We start from the raw sequence: 12,297 nt of genomic DNA, 5'->3' as shown, positions 1-12,297 counted from the left end.
CCTCCATGGGATTGGTCACTTGGCTCCCAGGGCCGTCTTCAGGGCCGTGAGGTTGGCCTCCATGACCCCGAAGTAGTCGTCGCCCTTGGACTTGTCGGTGATGCCCTCGAGCGGGTCGAGGACGTCCGTCTTCAGGCCCGCGTCGGAGGCGAGGGTCTTCGCGGTCTTGTCGGAGACCAGTGTCTCGTAGAAGACGGTGGTGACGCCGTCGGCCTTGGCCTCCTCCTGGAGGTCCTTGATCCGGGCCGGGCTCGGCTCGCTCTCGGGGTCGAGTCCGGAGATGGCCTCCTGGGTCAGGCCGTAGCGCTCGGCGAGGTAGCCGAAGGCGGCGTGGTTGGTGAAGAAGACCTTGCTCTTGGTGTTCTTCAGGCCGTCCGCGAACTGCGTGTTGAGGGCGTCGAGCTTCTTGACCAGCGCGTCGGTGTTCTTCTTGTAGTCGGCCGCGTGGTCCGGGTCCGCCTTCTCGAAGGCCGCGCCGACGCCCTTGGCGACCTCGGCGTACTTCACCGGGTCGAGCCAGATGTGCGGGTCGCGGGCGTGCTCCTCCTCCTCGGAGGCGGCCTCGCCCTCGTGCTCGTGGCTGTCCTCGAGGTTGCCGTGGTCCTCCAGCGTGGTGAGGGTGGCGGCGTCGATCTTGGTCTTGACGTTCGACTGCGAGAGCGCCTCGTCCACGGCGGGCTGCAGGCCCTTGAGGTAGAGGGCCGCGTCGGACTCCTCGATCTGCGCGCGCTGCTGGGCGCTGACCTCCAGGTCGTGCGGCTCCTGGCCGGGCTCGGTCAGACTGGAGACCTTCACGTGGTCTCCGCCGATCTGCTCGGCGAGGAAGGCCATCGGGTAGAACGACGCGACGACGTCGAACTTGTCCGAGTTGCCCACGGCGGCGCTGTCGGAGGAGCAGGCGGAGAGAGTCCCGATACCGAGAGCGGTGACGGCCGCGAGGGCGATCCCGGATATGTGCTGTCGTCGTACGTTCATGACAGTCATTTTCAGGCGTAGTGGAAACCATTGTCAACAAGCGTGAGCGGCCGCCCACAGAGCGCTACCGATAGCGCTACCGATTTGGTTGAGGGGGATCCCCCGCCGGTACCCTGAAGCATTCGCTGTGAAGCGCCTCGCTTCGTCGCCCGTCGTCGTAATGAAGAGAGCACCGTGGCCGCCGACAAGATCGACACCATCGTCAGCCTGAGCAAGCGCCGTGGCTTCGTATTCCCCTGCAGTGAGATCTACGGCGGCCAGCGCGCCGCCTGGGACTACGGGCCGCTGGGTGTCGAGCTCAAGGAGAACCTCAAGCGTCAGTGGTGGCGCTACATGGTGACGTCGCGCGAGGACGTCGTCGGTATCGACTCGTCCGTGATCCTGGCCCCCGAGGTCTGGGTCGCCTCCGGTCACGTCGCCACCTTCACCGACCCGCTCACCGAGTGCACCTCCTGCCACAAGCGGTTCCGCGCCGACCACCTGGAGGAGGCGTACGAGGCCAAGAAGGGCCACCTCCCGGAGAACGGCCTCGCCGACATCAACTGCCCGAACTGCGGCAACAAGGGCCAGTTCACCGAGCCCAAGCAGTTCTCGGGTCTTCTCTCCACCCACCTCGGCCCGACGCAGGACTCCGGCTCGATCGCCTACCTGCGCCCCGAGACCGCCCAGGGCATCTTCACCAACTTCGCCCAGGTGCAGACCACCTCGCGCCGCAAGCCGCCGTTCGGCATCGCCCAGATGGGCAAGTCGTTCCGCAACGAGATCACGCCGGGCAACTTCATCTTCCGCACCCGCGAGTTCGAGCAGATGGAGATGGAGTTCTTCGTCAAGCCGGGCGAGGACGAGAAGTGGCAGGAGTACTGGATGGAGCAGCGCTGGAACTGGTACACCGGCCTGGGTCTGCGCGAGGAGAACATGCGGTGGTACGAGCACCCGAAGGAGAAGCTCTCCCACTACTCCAAGCGCACCGCTGACATCGAGTACCGCTTCCAGTTCGGCGGCAACGAGTGGGGCGAGCTGGAGGGTGTCGCCAACCGCACCGACTACGACCTCGGCGCGCACTCCAAGGCCTCCGGCCAGGACCTCTCCTACTTCGACCAGGAGGCCGGCGAGCGCTGGACGCCGTACGTCATCGAGCCGGCGGCCGGTGTCGGGCGCGCGATGCTGGCGTTCCTGCTCGACGCCTACGTCGAGGACGAGGCGCCGAACGCCAAGGGCAAGATGGAGAAGCGGACCGTTCTGCGCCTCGACCACCGTCTCGCCCCGGTGAAGGTGGCGGTGCTCCCGCTGTCCCGCAACCCCGAGCTGTCCCCGAAGGCCAAGGGCCTCGCCCAGGCGCTGCGCCAGAACTGGAACATCGAGTTCGACGACGCCGGCGCGATCGGCCGCCGTTACCGGCGCCAGGACGAGATCGGTACGCCGTACTGCGTGACCGTGGACTTCGACACGCTCGAGGACAATGCCGTCACGGTTCGTGAGCGGGACTCGATGAAGCAGGAGCGCGTGTCGCTGGACCAGATCGAGGGGTACCTCGCCGGGCGTCTGCTGGGCTGCTGACGTCCGCTTCGCTCTTCGCCCACCCTCCGGCCGGCCCTGCCGGCCGGAGGGTGGGCGTTTTCGTCACACCTCCACGTCCACATAGAGCGCGGCGTGATCCGATGCCTCGTCGACCTTCGTCTTGACGCTCGCGAAGTGGTTCGAGTGCGCGAAGATGCCCCGCGTCTCCAGGCCCACGTTCTGCACCTTCTCCCACAGCGCGGGCGACAGCATGACGTAGTCGAGCTTGTCGCGCTTCTGCTTGCAGGTGCCGTGGGTGCCGAGGTCGTCGCCCTCGTAGGCGGGGTGACTCATCACATCGCGCAGGCCGGCGTCCAGCAGCGTTGCGACCGGCTTGCTGTCCGGGGAGTCGTTGAGGTCTCCGGCGACCACGACGTTCGGGGTGCGCTCCAGCGCGGCCCGGTAGATCTCCGCGACCCGCTCGGCCTGGTGCAGGCGCAGTTCGGGGTCGTCGTGGAACTTGCTCTTGAGGTGGTTGCCGAGGACCACCAGGGTCTCCTCGCCGAGCTGGATCTCGTACTCGGGACAGTCACGGCTGAACAAGGGCTCCGTCGGGTCCGCCGGGTCCGGATCGAAGAGGTGCGGCCGGACGGACGTGACCGGGAAGCGGCTGAGGAGCCCGATGTCGATGCCCCGCGGATCGTTGCCGTCGATCAGCAGATCGACGGGGTAGGGCTGCCAGCCCAGGCCCAGAACCTGCTCGTTGAAGCGGTCCAGGGTGAGCCGGTCCTCGACCTCGGGCGTCAGCAGGACTTCGGCGTTGACCTCTCTGATGACCCGCCCGGTGTTGCGGACCGCGGCCATGTCCAGGTCGTCCCTGCCGAGTTCGGCCCAGCCGGCCCATTTCCCCCGGCCGTCTGCGAGGATTGGCAGCTCTGTCGGCTCCGTCCCCGGCTCGGGCGTGTCGAAGAGCCCGCTCTTCTTCCCGGGGCGGTTCTGGTTGACGTAGATCAGCGGCGGGTTCTCGGGGTTGCTGCTGTACGCCCGGTGCTTCAGGATGAGCGCCGAGATCTTCTGCTTGTCGGCGTCGGTGTACGTCTCCTTGTCCAGGAGAGCGACCAACTTGTCGAAATCGTCGAGGACCTGCTTCCGCTCCGCCGCGTCCGCAAGGCGGAACACGGAGGGGCGGCGGAAGAGGTTCTCGGTGTTGAACGTGGCGATGCGGACGGCCATCGCGGCCTCCCTGGGCGGCGCTGGAACACCGCACGGCCGACGGCAGGCGCCGCCAGGATGACTGCACGCCGACAGATTCCATTCTCAGGGCGGATGTGAAGCGTGTCGAACGGAGCGGCGGCCGCAATTGGTCCTGTTGCGGAGTAGGCGATTGGCCCTGTGTCCCGGGCCACGGCGACGACAGGGTGGCCCGCATGAGTATCGCGTTCCTCCTCACCACCCTCGTCGTGGTCGCCACCCCCGGTACCGGTGTCGTCTACACCCTGGCCGCCGGTCTGTCCCGCGGCCGCCGCGCGAGCGTCGTCGCCGCCTTCGCCTGCACGCTCGGGATCGTGCCGCACATGCTGGCCACCGTGACCGGGGCGGCCGCGCTGCTGCACGCGAGCGCGACCGCCTTCCAGATCCTCAAGTACGCCGGTGTCGCCTATCTGTTGTACATGGCGTGGGCCATGCTGAAGGACAAGGAGGCCATCGCGGTGGACGAGGGCGCCACGCCGCTGCCCTCGGGCCGTGTGATCGCACGGGGCGTGCTGATCAACATCCTCAACCCGAAGCTGACGATGTTCTTCTTCGCCTTCCTGCCCCAGTTCGTGGACCCCGCCGAGGCGAACGCCCTGCCGCGCATGCTGGCGCTCGGCGGAGTGTTCATGCTGGCGACGTTCGTGGTCTTCGCGGCGTACGGCATCCTCGCGGCCTCGGTCCGCAGTCATGTCATCTCCCGGCCCCGGGTGATGGCATGGCTGCGGCGCACTTTCGCGGGGTCGTTCGTGGCGCTGGGGGCGAAGCTCGCCCTCACCGCGAGGTGAGTCTCAACGGCCCTGCAACGCCTTGACGTTGTCGCCGAACGTCCAGTTCTTCGAGCCGTCCCAGTTGACCGACCAGGTCATCAGGCCCTTGAGGGCGGTGCCGTAGTGCCGCCACGCCTGGGCGACGAGGGACGGTGACATGTGGCCGCCGCCCGCGCCGGGTTGCGCGGGCAGGCCCGGTACCTGCTTGTCGTACGGGACCTTGACGGTGGTGCCCTGGATGACCAGGCCCTTGTTGAGACAGTCGGTCTGGGCGACGAAGCCCTCGACGGTGCCGGCGGAGTAGGAGTCGCCGGAGCAGCCGTACATGCTGCCGTTGTAGTACTGCATGTTCAGCCACCACAGGCGGCCGTTGTCGGCGTACTTCTTGATGATCGGCAGGTAGGCGCCCCAGATCGAGCCGTACGTCACGCTGCCGCCCGTGACGTACGCCGTCTCCGGGGCCATCGTCAGGCCGAAGCCCGACGGCATCCGCGCCAGCACGCCGTCGATGATGCGGATCAAGTTGGCCTGGGACGTGGACAGTTGGGTGATGCTGCCGCTGCCGACCAGGCCCGTCTCGATGTCTATGTCGATGCCGTCGAAGTTGTACTTCTTCAGGATCGGGACGATCGTCGCCACGAAGCGGTCGGCCACCGCCTGTGAGCTGAGGTCGATGCCGGCCGCCGCGCCGCCGATCGACAGCAGGATCGTCTGTCCCGACGCCTTCGCCGCGCACATCTCCGCCGGCGTCGCCACCTTCACGCCCGTGTCCATGCCGTCCTCCCAGAGGGCCGTGCCGTCGGAGCGGATGACCGGGAACGCCGCGTTGATCACGTTGTAGCCGTGCGCGGGGATGCGGGAGTCGGTGATCGGGGTCCAGCCGAAGGGCGGGTGGACGCCATTGGCGGCGCCGTCCCAGTTCTCCCAGTAGCCCTGGAGGACCTTGCCGGAGGGCTTCGGCTTCACGGCGCAGGTGTCGGCGGCGGCGGAGGCGGCCGCGGTGGGCGGGGTCGGGAGCTGGGTGAGACATACGGTCGCGAGCGCTGCGGTGAGCGCGCTGAGGGCGCGGCGGATCATGCGAGGCCTCCCGGTGGGGGTGCGGTGAGGTGTGGTGAGCATGACAGTCGCGCGGTCCAGACCTTTAGTCAATAGGTCTGGACCAATTGCTCCAGCACTCCGACCCGGTGGCTGGGTGACGAATGACAGCTGACAGATATTGAAATCTGTCAGCTGTCATGCCAAGGTGGAGTCATGACGATGCGAACCCGAACCCTCGGAACCACCGGCCCCCAGGTCTCCGCCCTCGGCCTCGGCTGCATGGGCATGTCCGGGATGTACGGCGATGCGGACCGCGCCGAGTCCATCGCCACCCTCCACGCCGCCCTGGAAGCCAGCGTGACCCTGCTCGACACCGGCGACTTCTACGGCATGGGCCACAACGAACTACTGATCAGCGAGGCTCTGCGCACCGCCCCGGCCGCCCTCCGCGAGAACGCGCTCACCAGCGTGAAGTTCGGCGCCCAGCGCGGCCCGGACGGCGACTGGTACGGCTTCGACGGGCGCCCGGCCGCCGTGAAGACCTTCGCGGCGTACTCCCTCCAGCGCCTCGGCGTCGACCACATCGACATCTACCGTCCCGCCCGGCTCGACCCGGACGTGCCGATCGAGGAGACCGTCGGCGCGATCGCGGAACTGGTCGAGAAGGGGTACGTCCGGCACATCGGGCTGAGCGAGGTCGGTGCGGAGACCATCCGCCGCGCCGCCGCGACCGCCCCGATCGCCGACCTCCAGATCGAGTACGCGCTCATCTCCCGCGGCCCGGAGCGGGAGATCCTGCCCACCCTGCGCGAGCTGGGCGTCGCCGTCACGGCGTACGGCGTGCTCTCGCGTGGGCTGATCTCGGGCCATGTCACGCCCGGCCAGGAGTACGCGGCCACCGACTTCCGCGCCCACTCGCCCCGCTTCCAGGGCGAGAACCTCCAGCACAACCTCAATCTCGTCGAGTCCCTGCGCAAGATCGCCGAGCAGAAGGGCGTCTCCGTCGCGCAGATCGCCATCGCCTGGGTGCTGTCCAGGGGCGAGGACATCGTGCCGCTCATCGGCGCCCGTACCCGTGAGCGGCTCGGTGAGGCCCTGGGTGCTCTGGACGTGGCCCTGGACGCGGCCGACCTCGCCGCCATCGAGGCCGCCGTACCGGCGGGCGCGGCGGCCGGCGAGCGGTACGCCCCTGCCCAGATGGCCATGCTCGACAGCGAGCGCTGATCGCGGTGCCGGGTACCGTCTAGGCATGCCTGCGACCAGCGAAACCCTGACCGCCGAGCGCATCCTCGAAGCCACCGAGGAGGTGCTGCGCCGCCACGGCCCGGCCAAGGCCACCGTGGTCGACGTGGCCCGCGCGCTCGGCGTCAGCCACGGCAGCGTCTACCGGCACTTCCGCACGAAGGCCGCGCTGCGGGAGGCGGTGACGAAGCGGTGGCTGGACCGTACGACGGACGTGCTGGCCGGGATCGTGGCGTCCGACGGCGACCCCGAGGCCCGGCTGCGTGACTGGCTCGCCGCCCTCTTCGCCGCCAAGCGCCGCAAGGCGGGCGACGATCCGGAGCTCTTCGCCACGTACTCGGTGCTGGCCGGCGAGGCCGCCGAAACGGTCGTCAGTGAGCACATCGCCGACCTCACCGGTCAGCTGACTCAGATCGTGCGGGCCGGTGCCGACGAGGACGTCTTCGCCACCGAGGACCCGGCGACCGCCGCCCGCGCCCTCTTCCAGGCCACCGGCCGCTTCCACGACCCGGGTTACGCCAAGGAGTGGGAACGGCCGGGCGCGGAGCGGGACTTCGAGGCGCTCGTGGACCTGCTGGTGCGGGGGCTGCGGGCCCCGCGCTGAGCCGTCACAGGGCGTCGAGTTCCCGCGTCGCACGGCCGAGGTAGGTGACCGGCCCCGGGTCCGGCACGTCGATCTCGTGGAAGCCCAGGCGGTCGTAGAAGGCCCTGGCCGGGGTGTTGGCCGTGACCATGGAGAGGTGGACGGCCGGGACTCCCTTGTCCTGAAGGGCCTGCAGCAGGGTGCGCATCAGCGCGCGGCCGTGGCCCCGGCCCTGCCAGGCGGGGAGCAGGTCGATGTGGAGGTGGGCCGGGTAGGCGGCGGCCTCCGGGACGAGCATGCGCTCCGGGTGGTGCAGGAGCCGGATCATCTCCTCGTCCGGGGTGGCCGGGGGGCCGGGCGGCTCGGGGTAGCTCTCCGCGGCGGAGGGCAGCCACTCGGTGCGGAACGCCGCCACGAAGCGGGGTGTGTCCGCGGCGCCGAGGATGTAGCCGACCGCCCGGCCGTGACCGTCGTCCAGGACGAAGGCGAGGTCCGGTTCCAGGGTGACGTACGGGAGCGCGAAGGTCGTCGGGAAGATGCCCGGGTCCTTGTAGTGCGGCCGGCTGTCGCCGCCCTCATGTGCCGTGCGGATGCAGATGTCTTCCAGGGACTCGCGGTCCTCGGGGCCGTAGAGACGTATGAACGTCATCGCTCCTGCTGCGCCTCCGTCGGGTCCACCGTCGCCTGGTGGGCCTCCGCCAGATGCTCCTCCGCCTTCAGCCAGGGCAGGAACTGGGCGCCCTTGCGCCAGCCGCACGTGTCGCATCTGACCGTGCGCTGCGGACCTTTGCGCTCCACTCGTACGACATGCTCCCGTCCGTGTTGGTCCCAGCGGCTCACCTTGCTCGTGTTGATCTCCAGCATGACGCCTCCAGCGTCCGAGGACATCGAGTCCGTGCACACGGCCCCGGGCGGCCGTGTGCAGCAAGGAGTGTGCAGCAAGACCAACATCAACGGGGACTCTTCACCGGCGGGTTGACCAACCTGTGGCCACACCCTCACATGTCGGTCAGCCGACGGTGCGCGGCAGACGCAGGCTGAGCAGGCCGGTGAGTGCGACACCGGCCAACTGGACCAGCAGCGTGGTGACCAGGGCGTCCCGCATGCCCAGCCCGGGGACCAGGGAGAGGAAGAGCGTGCCCAGCGTCGCCACACCCAGGGCGAGCGACGACTGCTGCGTCGTGATCATCACGCCGCTGCCCACGCCCGCCCGCGATGCCGGCACCTCGGAGAGGACGATCCGGAAGATGACGGGGAGTTGAAGGGCCTGGCCCGCACCGGCGATCGCGGCGCCGGGGAGCAGTTCGACGAGGCCGAGGTCCGGCCAGGAACGCCAGGCGGCCAGGGCCATCAGGCCCACGCCCACCGCCTGGATCGCCGCACCGGCGGTCACGACCCGGGTGCCGTGGCGGGCCACCAGCCGCGGGCCGGCCAGCGAGACGAAGAAGAACACCACCGCCATGGGCGCGAGCGCCAGCCCCGCCGCGACCGGACCGTGGCCCGCCCCCTGCTGCAACGCCACCGCGATCACGAACATGAAGCCGCTGAAGCCGATCGAGAACGGCACGATCATCACCAGACCGCGGCGCAGGGAGACGAGGTCGAACAGGCTCGGCGGGACCAGCGGCGTACGGCCCTGACGGTCCGCCCTGCGCTCCACCGCGTAGAACGCCGCCGCCACGAACGGGAACGCCGCCAGCGACAGCCACGTCCACAGCGGCCAGCCCGCCGCCCGGCCCTCGGTGAGCGGGGCCAGGAGCGTCAGGAGGGAGACGGCGAGCAGGACCGTGCCGGGTCCGTCCACCGGCTCCGGGTGCTGCGAGCGGGTCTCCGGGACGGCGCGGGCGGCCAGGAAGAGGCCGACGAGGACGACGGGGACGTTCACCAGGAACACCGAGCGCCAGCCGGTGCCCGCGATGTCGGCGGCGACGAGCACTCCGCCGAGGATCTGCCCGGCCACCATGGACAGCCCGGCCGTCGCGCCGTACAGCCCCATGGCCTTCGCGCGCCGCGGACCGCTGGTGGCCGCCTGGATGGTGGCCAGCACCTGCGGGAGCATCGCCGCCGACGCCGCGCCCTGCGCCACCCGCGCCGCGACCAGCGTCCAGGCGCTGGGCGCCAGACCGCACGCGAGCGAGGTCAGCCCGAAGGCCGCCATGCCGCCGATGAACAGCCGGCGCCGGCCGAACAGGTCACCGAGCCGTCCGCCGAGGACGAGCAGGACGGCGTACGCCAACCCGTAACCCGCGACGACGAGTTCGAGCACGGCCTCGCTCGCCGCGAGGTCGTGGCCGATGGTGGGCAGGGCGACGTTGACGATGAAGAAGTCGATGAGGGGGAGTGCCGCTGCCAGCAGCACCGTGAAGAGCCCCAGGCCGCCGAGCGAGGGTGACGCGGAGGCGGTGGAGCGGACCTGACGTGGAATGGTTGTTTCGGTCACGGGTACCAGGCTGTGCCCCGGCCCAGACTGGTACCAGAGTCTTCTTATCCTGGTACAAGCACTACCTGGAAACAGGGTCCGCGCGACGGCACGCTGGAGGCATGACGACCATGGCCCAGGAGACGAGGGCGACGGCGACGGCGGTACGACCGGACGGTGCCGTCCGGCGCCATGAACTCGCCGCCTTCCTGCGCCACCGCCGCGAGCACATCACTCCCGAACAGGTCGGCCTGCCCCGCGGCCGCCGGCGCCGCACACCCGGCCTGCGCCGCGAGGAGGTCGCCCAGCTCGCCGCGGTCGGCGTCACCTGGTACACGTGGCTGGAACAGGCCCGCGACATCCAGGTCTCGGTCCAGGTCCTCGACGCCCTCGCCCGCACGCTCCTGCTCGACCCCAGCGAGCGGTCCCACCTCTTCCAGCTCGCCGGCACGGTGGATCCGACACCGGCGACGGCCTGCCCTTCGGTGACCCCCGCGATGCGGGCCGTACTGGAGCAACTGGAGCCGTATCCGGCCTGTCTGCAGAACAGCCGGTACGACATCCTCGCCTACAACCGCACCTACGGGCTGCTGCTGTGCGACCTGGACGCGGTGCCGCCCGAGGACCGCAACTGCATGATCCTTTCGTACACGCACGAGGAGTGGCGCTCGTCGATCGTGCACCTGACGGAGACCCAGCGCCTGATGGCGGCCCGCTTCCGCGCCGCGATGGCCGGCCACCTCACCGAGCCCGCCTGGAAGATGCTCCTCAAACGGCTGCGCGCGGAGTCGCCGGACTTCTGCGAGGCGTGGGACCGCCATGAGGTGGTGGCCCACCGCACGAAGAGGAAGGAGTTCCTCAACCGCCATGTGGGCCGGATCGTGGTCGACCACACGGACCTGTGGCTGAGCCCGGAGGTGGGGCCGCGGATGGTGACGTATGTGCCGGCGGACGAGGAGTCGGGGGAGCGTCTCAAGAAGCTGCACGAAATCGCCCTCAAGGGGCGCGGGGAACTGCGCGACCAGCCCCCACCGACCGTTAGCCGCCAATCTACGCACTGACCCGAGACGCCTCGCGCACCTCGGAAGACTCCAACCGCTCAGCCGTCCGCTCAGCAGTCCCCCGAGCCCACGCCCCACTGGTCACCAACCCCACGACCAGCACGGCCAACCCACACCCCGCGACGATCCACCACGCCGGCCGAGCCGCACCCACGAACGCCGTCCGGTACGACGCCGCCCCCACCCCCGAGGCAAGCACCGCGCCCACGACCGCCACCCCCAACGTCTGCCCCAACTGCCGGCTCGTGGAGGCGACGGCGGCCGCAACCCCGGCCTGCGCCCGCGGCATCCCGGAGACCGCCGTATTGGTGATGGGCGCGTTGACGAACCCGAAGCCCAGCCCGAACAGCACGTATCCGAGGACCAGTGTGGCGTTCGCGGTCTCCGCCTCGAACGCCGCGAACAGCACCCCGCACGCCGTCATCGACACACCCGCGATCAGCAGCGGAAGCCGAGGCCCCCGGTTGCCGACCACCCGTCCCGCGACCGGTGCGCAGACGAAGCACAGCGCGGCCATCGGCAGCATCCACAGGCCCGCGTGCCATGCGTCCAGCCCGCGGACGTTCTGCAGATACAGCGTGGACAGGAACAGGAACCCGCCGAGCGCCGCGAACGCGCTGATCGCGATCACCGTGGCCCCGCTGAACGGCGCCGAACGGAAGAACCGCAGATCGATGAGGGGCTCGGCGCGGCGGGGCTCGTAGACGAGGAGGGCGGTCAGCGCGGTCAGGGAGATGCCGCCGAGGAGCAGGATCTCGCCGGCCGGTGCGGTGGGCGCCGCGATGATCGCGTACGTCAGTGAGCCGAACAGGGCGATGACCAGCACCTGGCCGACCGGGTCGGCGCGGCGCGCCTTCGCGGCGCGGGACTCGGGGACGTACCGGAGGGTGAGGAGCAGTGCCGCCAGGCCCACCGGGAGGTTGACCCAGAAGATCGACCGCCAGCCGACCGACTCCACCAGCAGGCCGCCGACCAGCGGGCCCGCGGCCATGGAGATGCCGACCACCCCGCCCCACACGCCGATCGCCCGGGCCCGCTCGCGCGGGTCCGTGAAGGTGTTGGTGATGATCGACATCGCGACCGGGTTCAGCATCGAACCGCCCACCGCCTGCACCATGCGGAAGGCGATCAGCGCGTCGAGGTTCGGGGCGAGGGAGCACAGCGTCGAGCCGATGGTGAAGACGATCAGGCCCGCCATGAAGACGCGCTTGCGCCCGATGCGGTCCGCCGTGGAACCGGCCAGCATCAGCAGCGAGGCGAGGACGAGGGTGTACGCGTCGATCGTCCACTGCAGGCCGGACGTGCCGGCGTGGAGGTCGCGTTGCAGGGCGGGCAGGGCGACGTTGAGCACGGTGTTGTCCAGGCTCACGATCAGCAGACTCATACAGCAGATCGCGAGGACCAGCAGACGTCGGCGAGGGGTGAGCTCGGGCATGGGGTCCAGGGTACGCCCATTTCAAT

The 12,297-nt window shown here is 69.6% G+C and carries 12 protein-coding genes; 5 read left to right on the top strand and 7 right to left on the bottom strand.

Annotated features, from left to right (window positions below):
* Positions 1-15 precede the first annotated feature (15 nt).
* Positions 16-975, bottom strand: a complete 960-nt coding sequence (locus ACIBU0_RS16790; protein ID WP_398818160.1) for a metal ABC transporter substrate-binding protein — start codon at positions 973-975, stop codon at positions 16-18.
* 174 nt (positions 976-1,149) lie between these two features.
* Here ACIBU0_RS16790 and ACIBU0_RS16785 point away from each other — a divergent pair, with 174 nt between their 5' ends.
* Complete coding sequence (locus ACIBU0_RS16785; protein ID WP_398818157.1) at positions 1,150-2,532, top strand: glycine--tRNA ligase; 1,383 nt, start codon at positions 1,150-1,152, stop codon at positions 2,530-2,532.
* Positions 2,533-2,595: 63 nt separating this feature from the next.
* Here ACIBU0_RS16785 and ACIBU0_RS16780 read toward each other — a convergent pair whose 3' ends face one another.
* Entirely contained in the window at positions 2,596-3,705 is a 1,110-nt protein-coding gene (locus ACIBU0_RS16780; RefSeq protein ID WP_398818154.1) for an endonuclease/exonuclease/phosphatase family protein, read from the bottom strand.
* A gap of 194 nt (positions 3,706-3,899) precedes the next feature.
* Here ACIBU0_RS16780 and ACIBU0_RS16775 point away from each other — a divergent pair, with 194 nt between their 5' ends.
* Positions 3,900-4,511: a LysE family translocator gene (locus tag ACIBU0_RS16775; protein ID WP_398818151.1), complete on the top strand. Its 612-nt coding sequence runs from the start codon at positions 3,900-3,902 to the stop codon at positions 4,509-4,511.
* Between the two features lie 3 nt (positions 4,512-4,514).
* On the opposite strand, the gene ACIBU0_RS16770 is transcribed toward ACIBU0_RS16775, so the two are convergent.
* The gene (locus ACIBU0_RS16770) at positions 4,515-5,570 is read right to left on the bottom strand and encodes a chitinase (RefSeq protein ID WP_398818149.1); all 1,056 of its coding nucleotides are present in this window, start codon (positions 5,568-5,570) and stop codon (positions 4,515-4,517) included.
* A 174-nt stretch (positions 5,571-5,744) separates the two neighbouring features.
* On the opposite strand from ACIBU0_RS16770, the gene ACIBU0_RS16765 reads away from it, so the two are divergent.
* Both ACIBU0_RS16765 and ACIBU0_RS16760 read left to right on the top strand, forming a co-directional pair.
* The gene (locus ACIBU0_RS16765) at positions 5,745-6,755 is read left to right on the top strand and encodes an aldo/keto reductase (protein ID WP_398818146.1); all 1,011 of its coding nucleotides are present in this window, start codon (positions 5,745-5,747) and stop codon (positions 6,753-6,755) included.
* Positions 6,756-6,780: 25 nt separating this feature from the next.
* Positions 6,781-7,377 carry a TetR family transcriptional regulator gene (locus ACIBU0_RS16760; RefSeq protein WP_398818143.1) on the top strand — a complete coding sequence of 199 codons (597 nt, stop codon included), beginning with the start codon at positions 6,781-6,783 and terminating at the stop codon, positions 7,375-7,377.
* Positions 7,378-7,381: 4 nt separating this feature from the next.
* Here the strand turns inward: ACIBU0_RS16760 and ACIBU0_RS16755 are convergent, their stop codons facing one another.
* From ACIBU0_RS16755 to ACIBU0_RS16745, 3 genes are all read right to left on the bottom strand, one after another.
* A complete protein-coding gene (locus ACIBU0_RS16755; RefSeq protein ID WP_398818140.1) occupies positions 7,382-8,005 on the bottom strand; it encodes a GNAT family N-acetyltransferase in 624 nt (207 codons plus the stop codon).
* Positions 8,002-8,220, bottom strand: a complete 219-nt coding sequence (locus ACIBU0_RS16750; protein WP_398818137.1) for a hypothetical protein — start codon at positions 8,218-8,220, stop codon at positions 8,002-8,004. Before ACIBU0_RS16750 ends, ACIBU0_RS16755 begins: the two co-directional genes overlap by 4 nt.
* A gap of 145 nt (positions 8,221-8,365) precedes the next feature.
* Positions 8,366-9,796, bottom strand: a complete 1,431-nt coding sequence (locus ACIBU0_RS16745) for an MFS transporter (protein ID WP_398818134.1) — start codon at positions 9,794-9,796, stop codon at positions 8,366-8,368.
* Between the two features lie 101 nt (positions 9,797-9,897).
* Here ACIBU0_RS16745 and ACIBU0_RS16740 point away from each other — a divergent pair, with 101 nt between their 5' ends.
* Positions 9,898-10,836, top strand: coding sequence for a helix-turn-helix transcriptional regulator (locus ACIBU0_RS16740; RefSeq protein WP_398818132.1), 939 nt, complete (start codon positions 9,898-9,900; stop codon positions 10,834-10,836).
* On the opposite strand, the gene ACIBU0_RS16735 is transcribed toward ACIBU0_RS16740, so the two are convergent.
* Complete coding sequence (locus ACIBU0_RS16735) at positions 10,826-12,271, bottom strand: MFS transporter (protein ID WP_398818129.1); 1,446 nt, start codon at positions 12,269-12,271, stop codon at positions 10,826-10,828. The genes ACIBU0_RS16740 and ACIBU0_RS16735 overlap by 11 nt on opposite strands.
* Positions 12,272-12,297 lie beyond the last annotated feature (26 nt).

Origin of the sequence: Streptomyces sp. NPDC049627, from assembly GCF_044465645.1 — a bacterium.
Classification (GTDB): Bacteria; Actinomycetota; Actinomycetes; order Streptomycetales; family Streptomycetaceae; genus Streptomyces.
The sequence above is the reverse complement of the archived record's forward strand: the minus strand, read 5'-3'. Positions and strand labels throughout refer to the sequence as shown.

What these genes read in the sequence shown, in the direction of transcription:
- ACIBU0_RS16780 (WP_398818154.1), bottom strand. Translation starts at nt 3,705, where the DNA reads ATGGCCGTCCGCATCGCCACGTTCAACACCGAGAACCTCTTCCGCCGC.
- ACIBU0_RS16740 (WP_398818132.1), top strand. Translation starts at nt 9,898, where the DNA reads ATGACGACCATGGCCCAGGAGACGAGGGCGACGGCGACGGCGGTACGA.
- ACIBU0_RS16735 (WP_398818129.1), bottom strand. Translation starts at nt 12,271, where the DNA reads ATGCCCGAGCTCACCCCTCGCCGACGTCTGCTGGTCCTCGCGATCTGC.
- ACIBU0_RS16750 (WP_398818137.1), bottom strand. Translation starts at nt 8,220, where the DNA reads ATGCTGGAGATCAACACGAGCAAGGTGAGCCGCTGGGACCAACACGGA.
- ACIBU0_RS16755 (WP_398818140.1), bottom strand. Translation starts at nt 8,005, where the DNA reads ATGACGTTCATACGTCTCTACGGCCCCGAGGACCGCGAGTCCCTGGAA.
- ACIBU0_RS16790 (WP_398818160.1), bottom strand. Translation starts at nt 975, where the DNA reads ATGAACGTACGACGACAGCACATATCCGGGATCGCCCTCGCGGCCGTC.
- ACIBU0_RS16765 (WP_398818146.1), top strand. Translation starts at nt 5,745, where the DNA reads ATGACGATGCGAACCCGAACCCTCGGAACCACCGGCCCCCAGGTCTCC.
- ACIBU0_RS16775 (WP_398818151.1), top strand. Translation starts at nt 3,900, where the DNA reads ATGAGTATCGCGTTCCTCCTCACCACCCTCGTCGTGGTCGCCACCCCC.
- ACIBU0_RS16770 (WP_398818149.1), bottom strand. Translation starts at nt 5,570, where the DNA reads ATGATCCGCCGCGCCCTCAGCGCGCTCACCGCAGCGCTCGCGACCGTA.
- ACIBU0_RS16760 (WP_398818143.1), top strand. Translation starts at nt 6,781, where the DNA reads ATGCCTGCGACCAGCGAAACCCTGACCGCCGAGCGCATCCTCGAAGCC.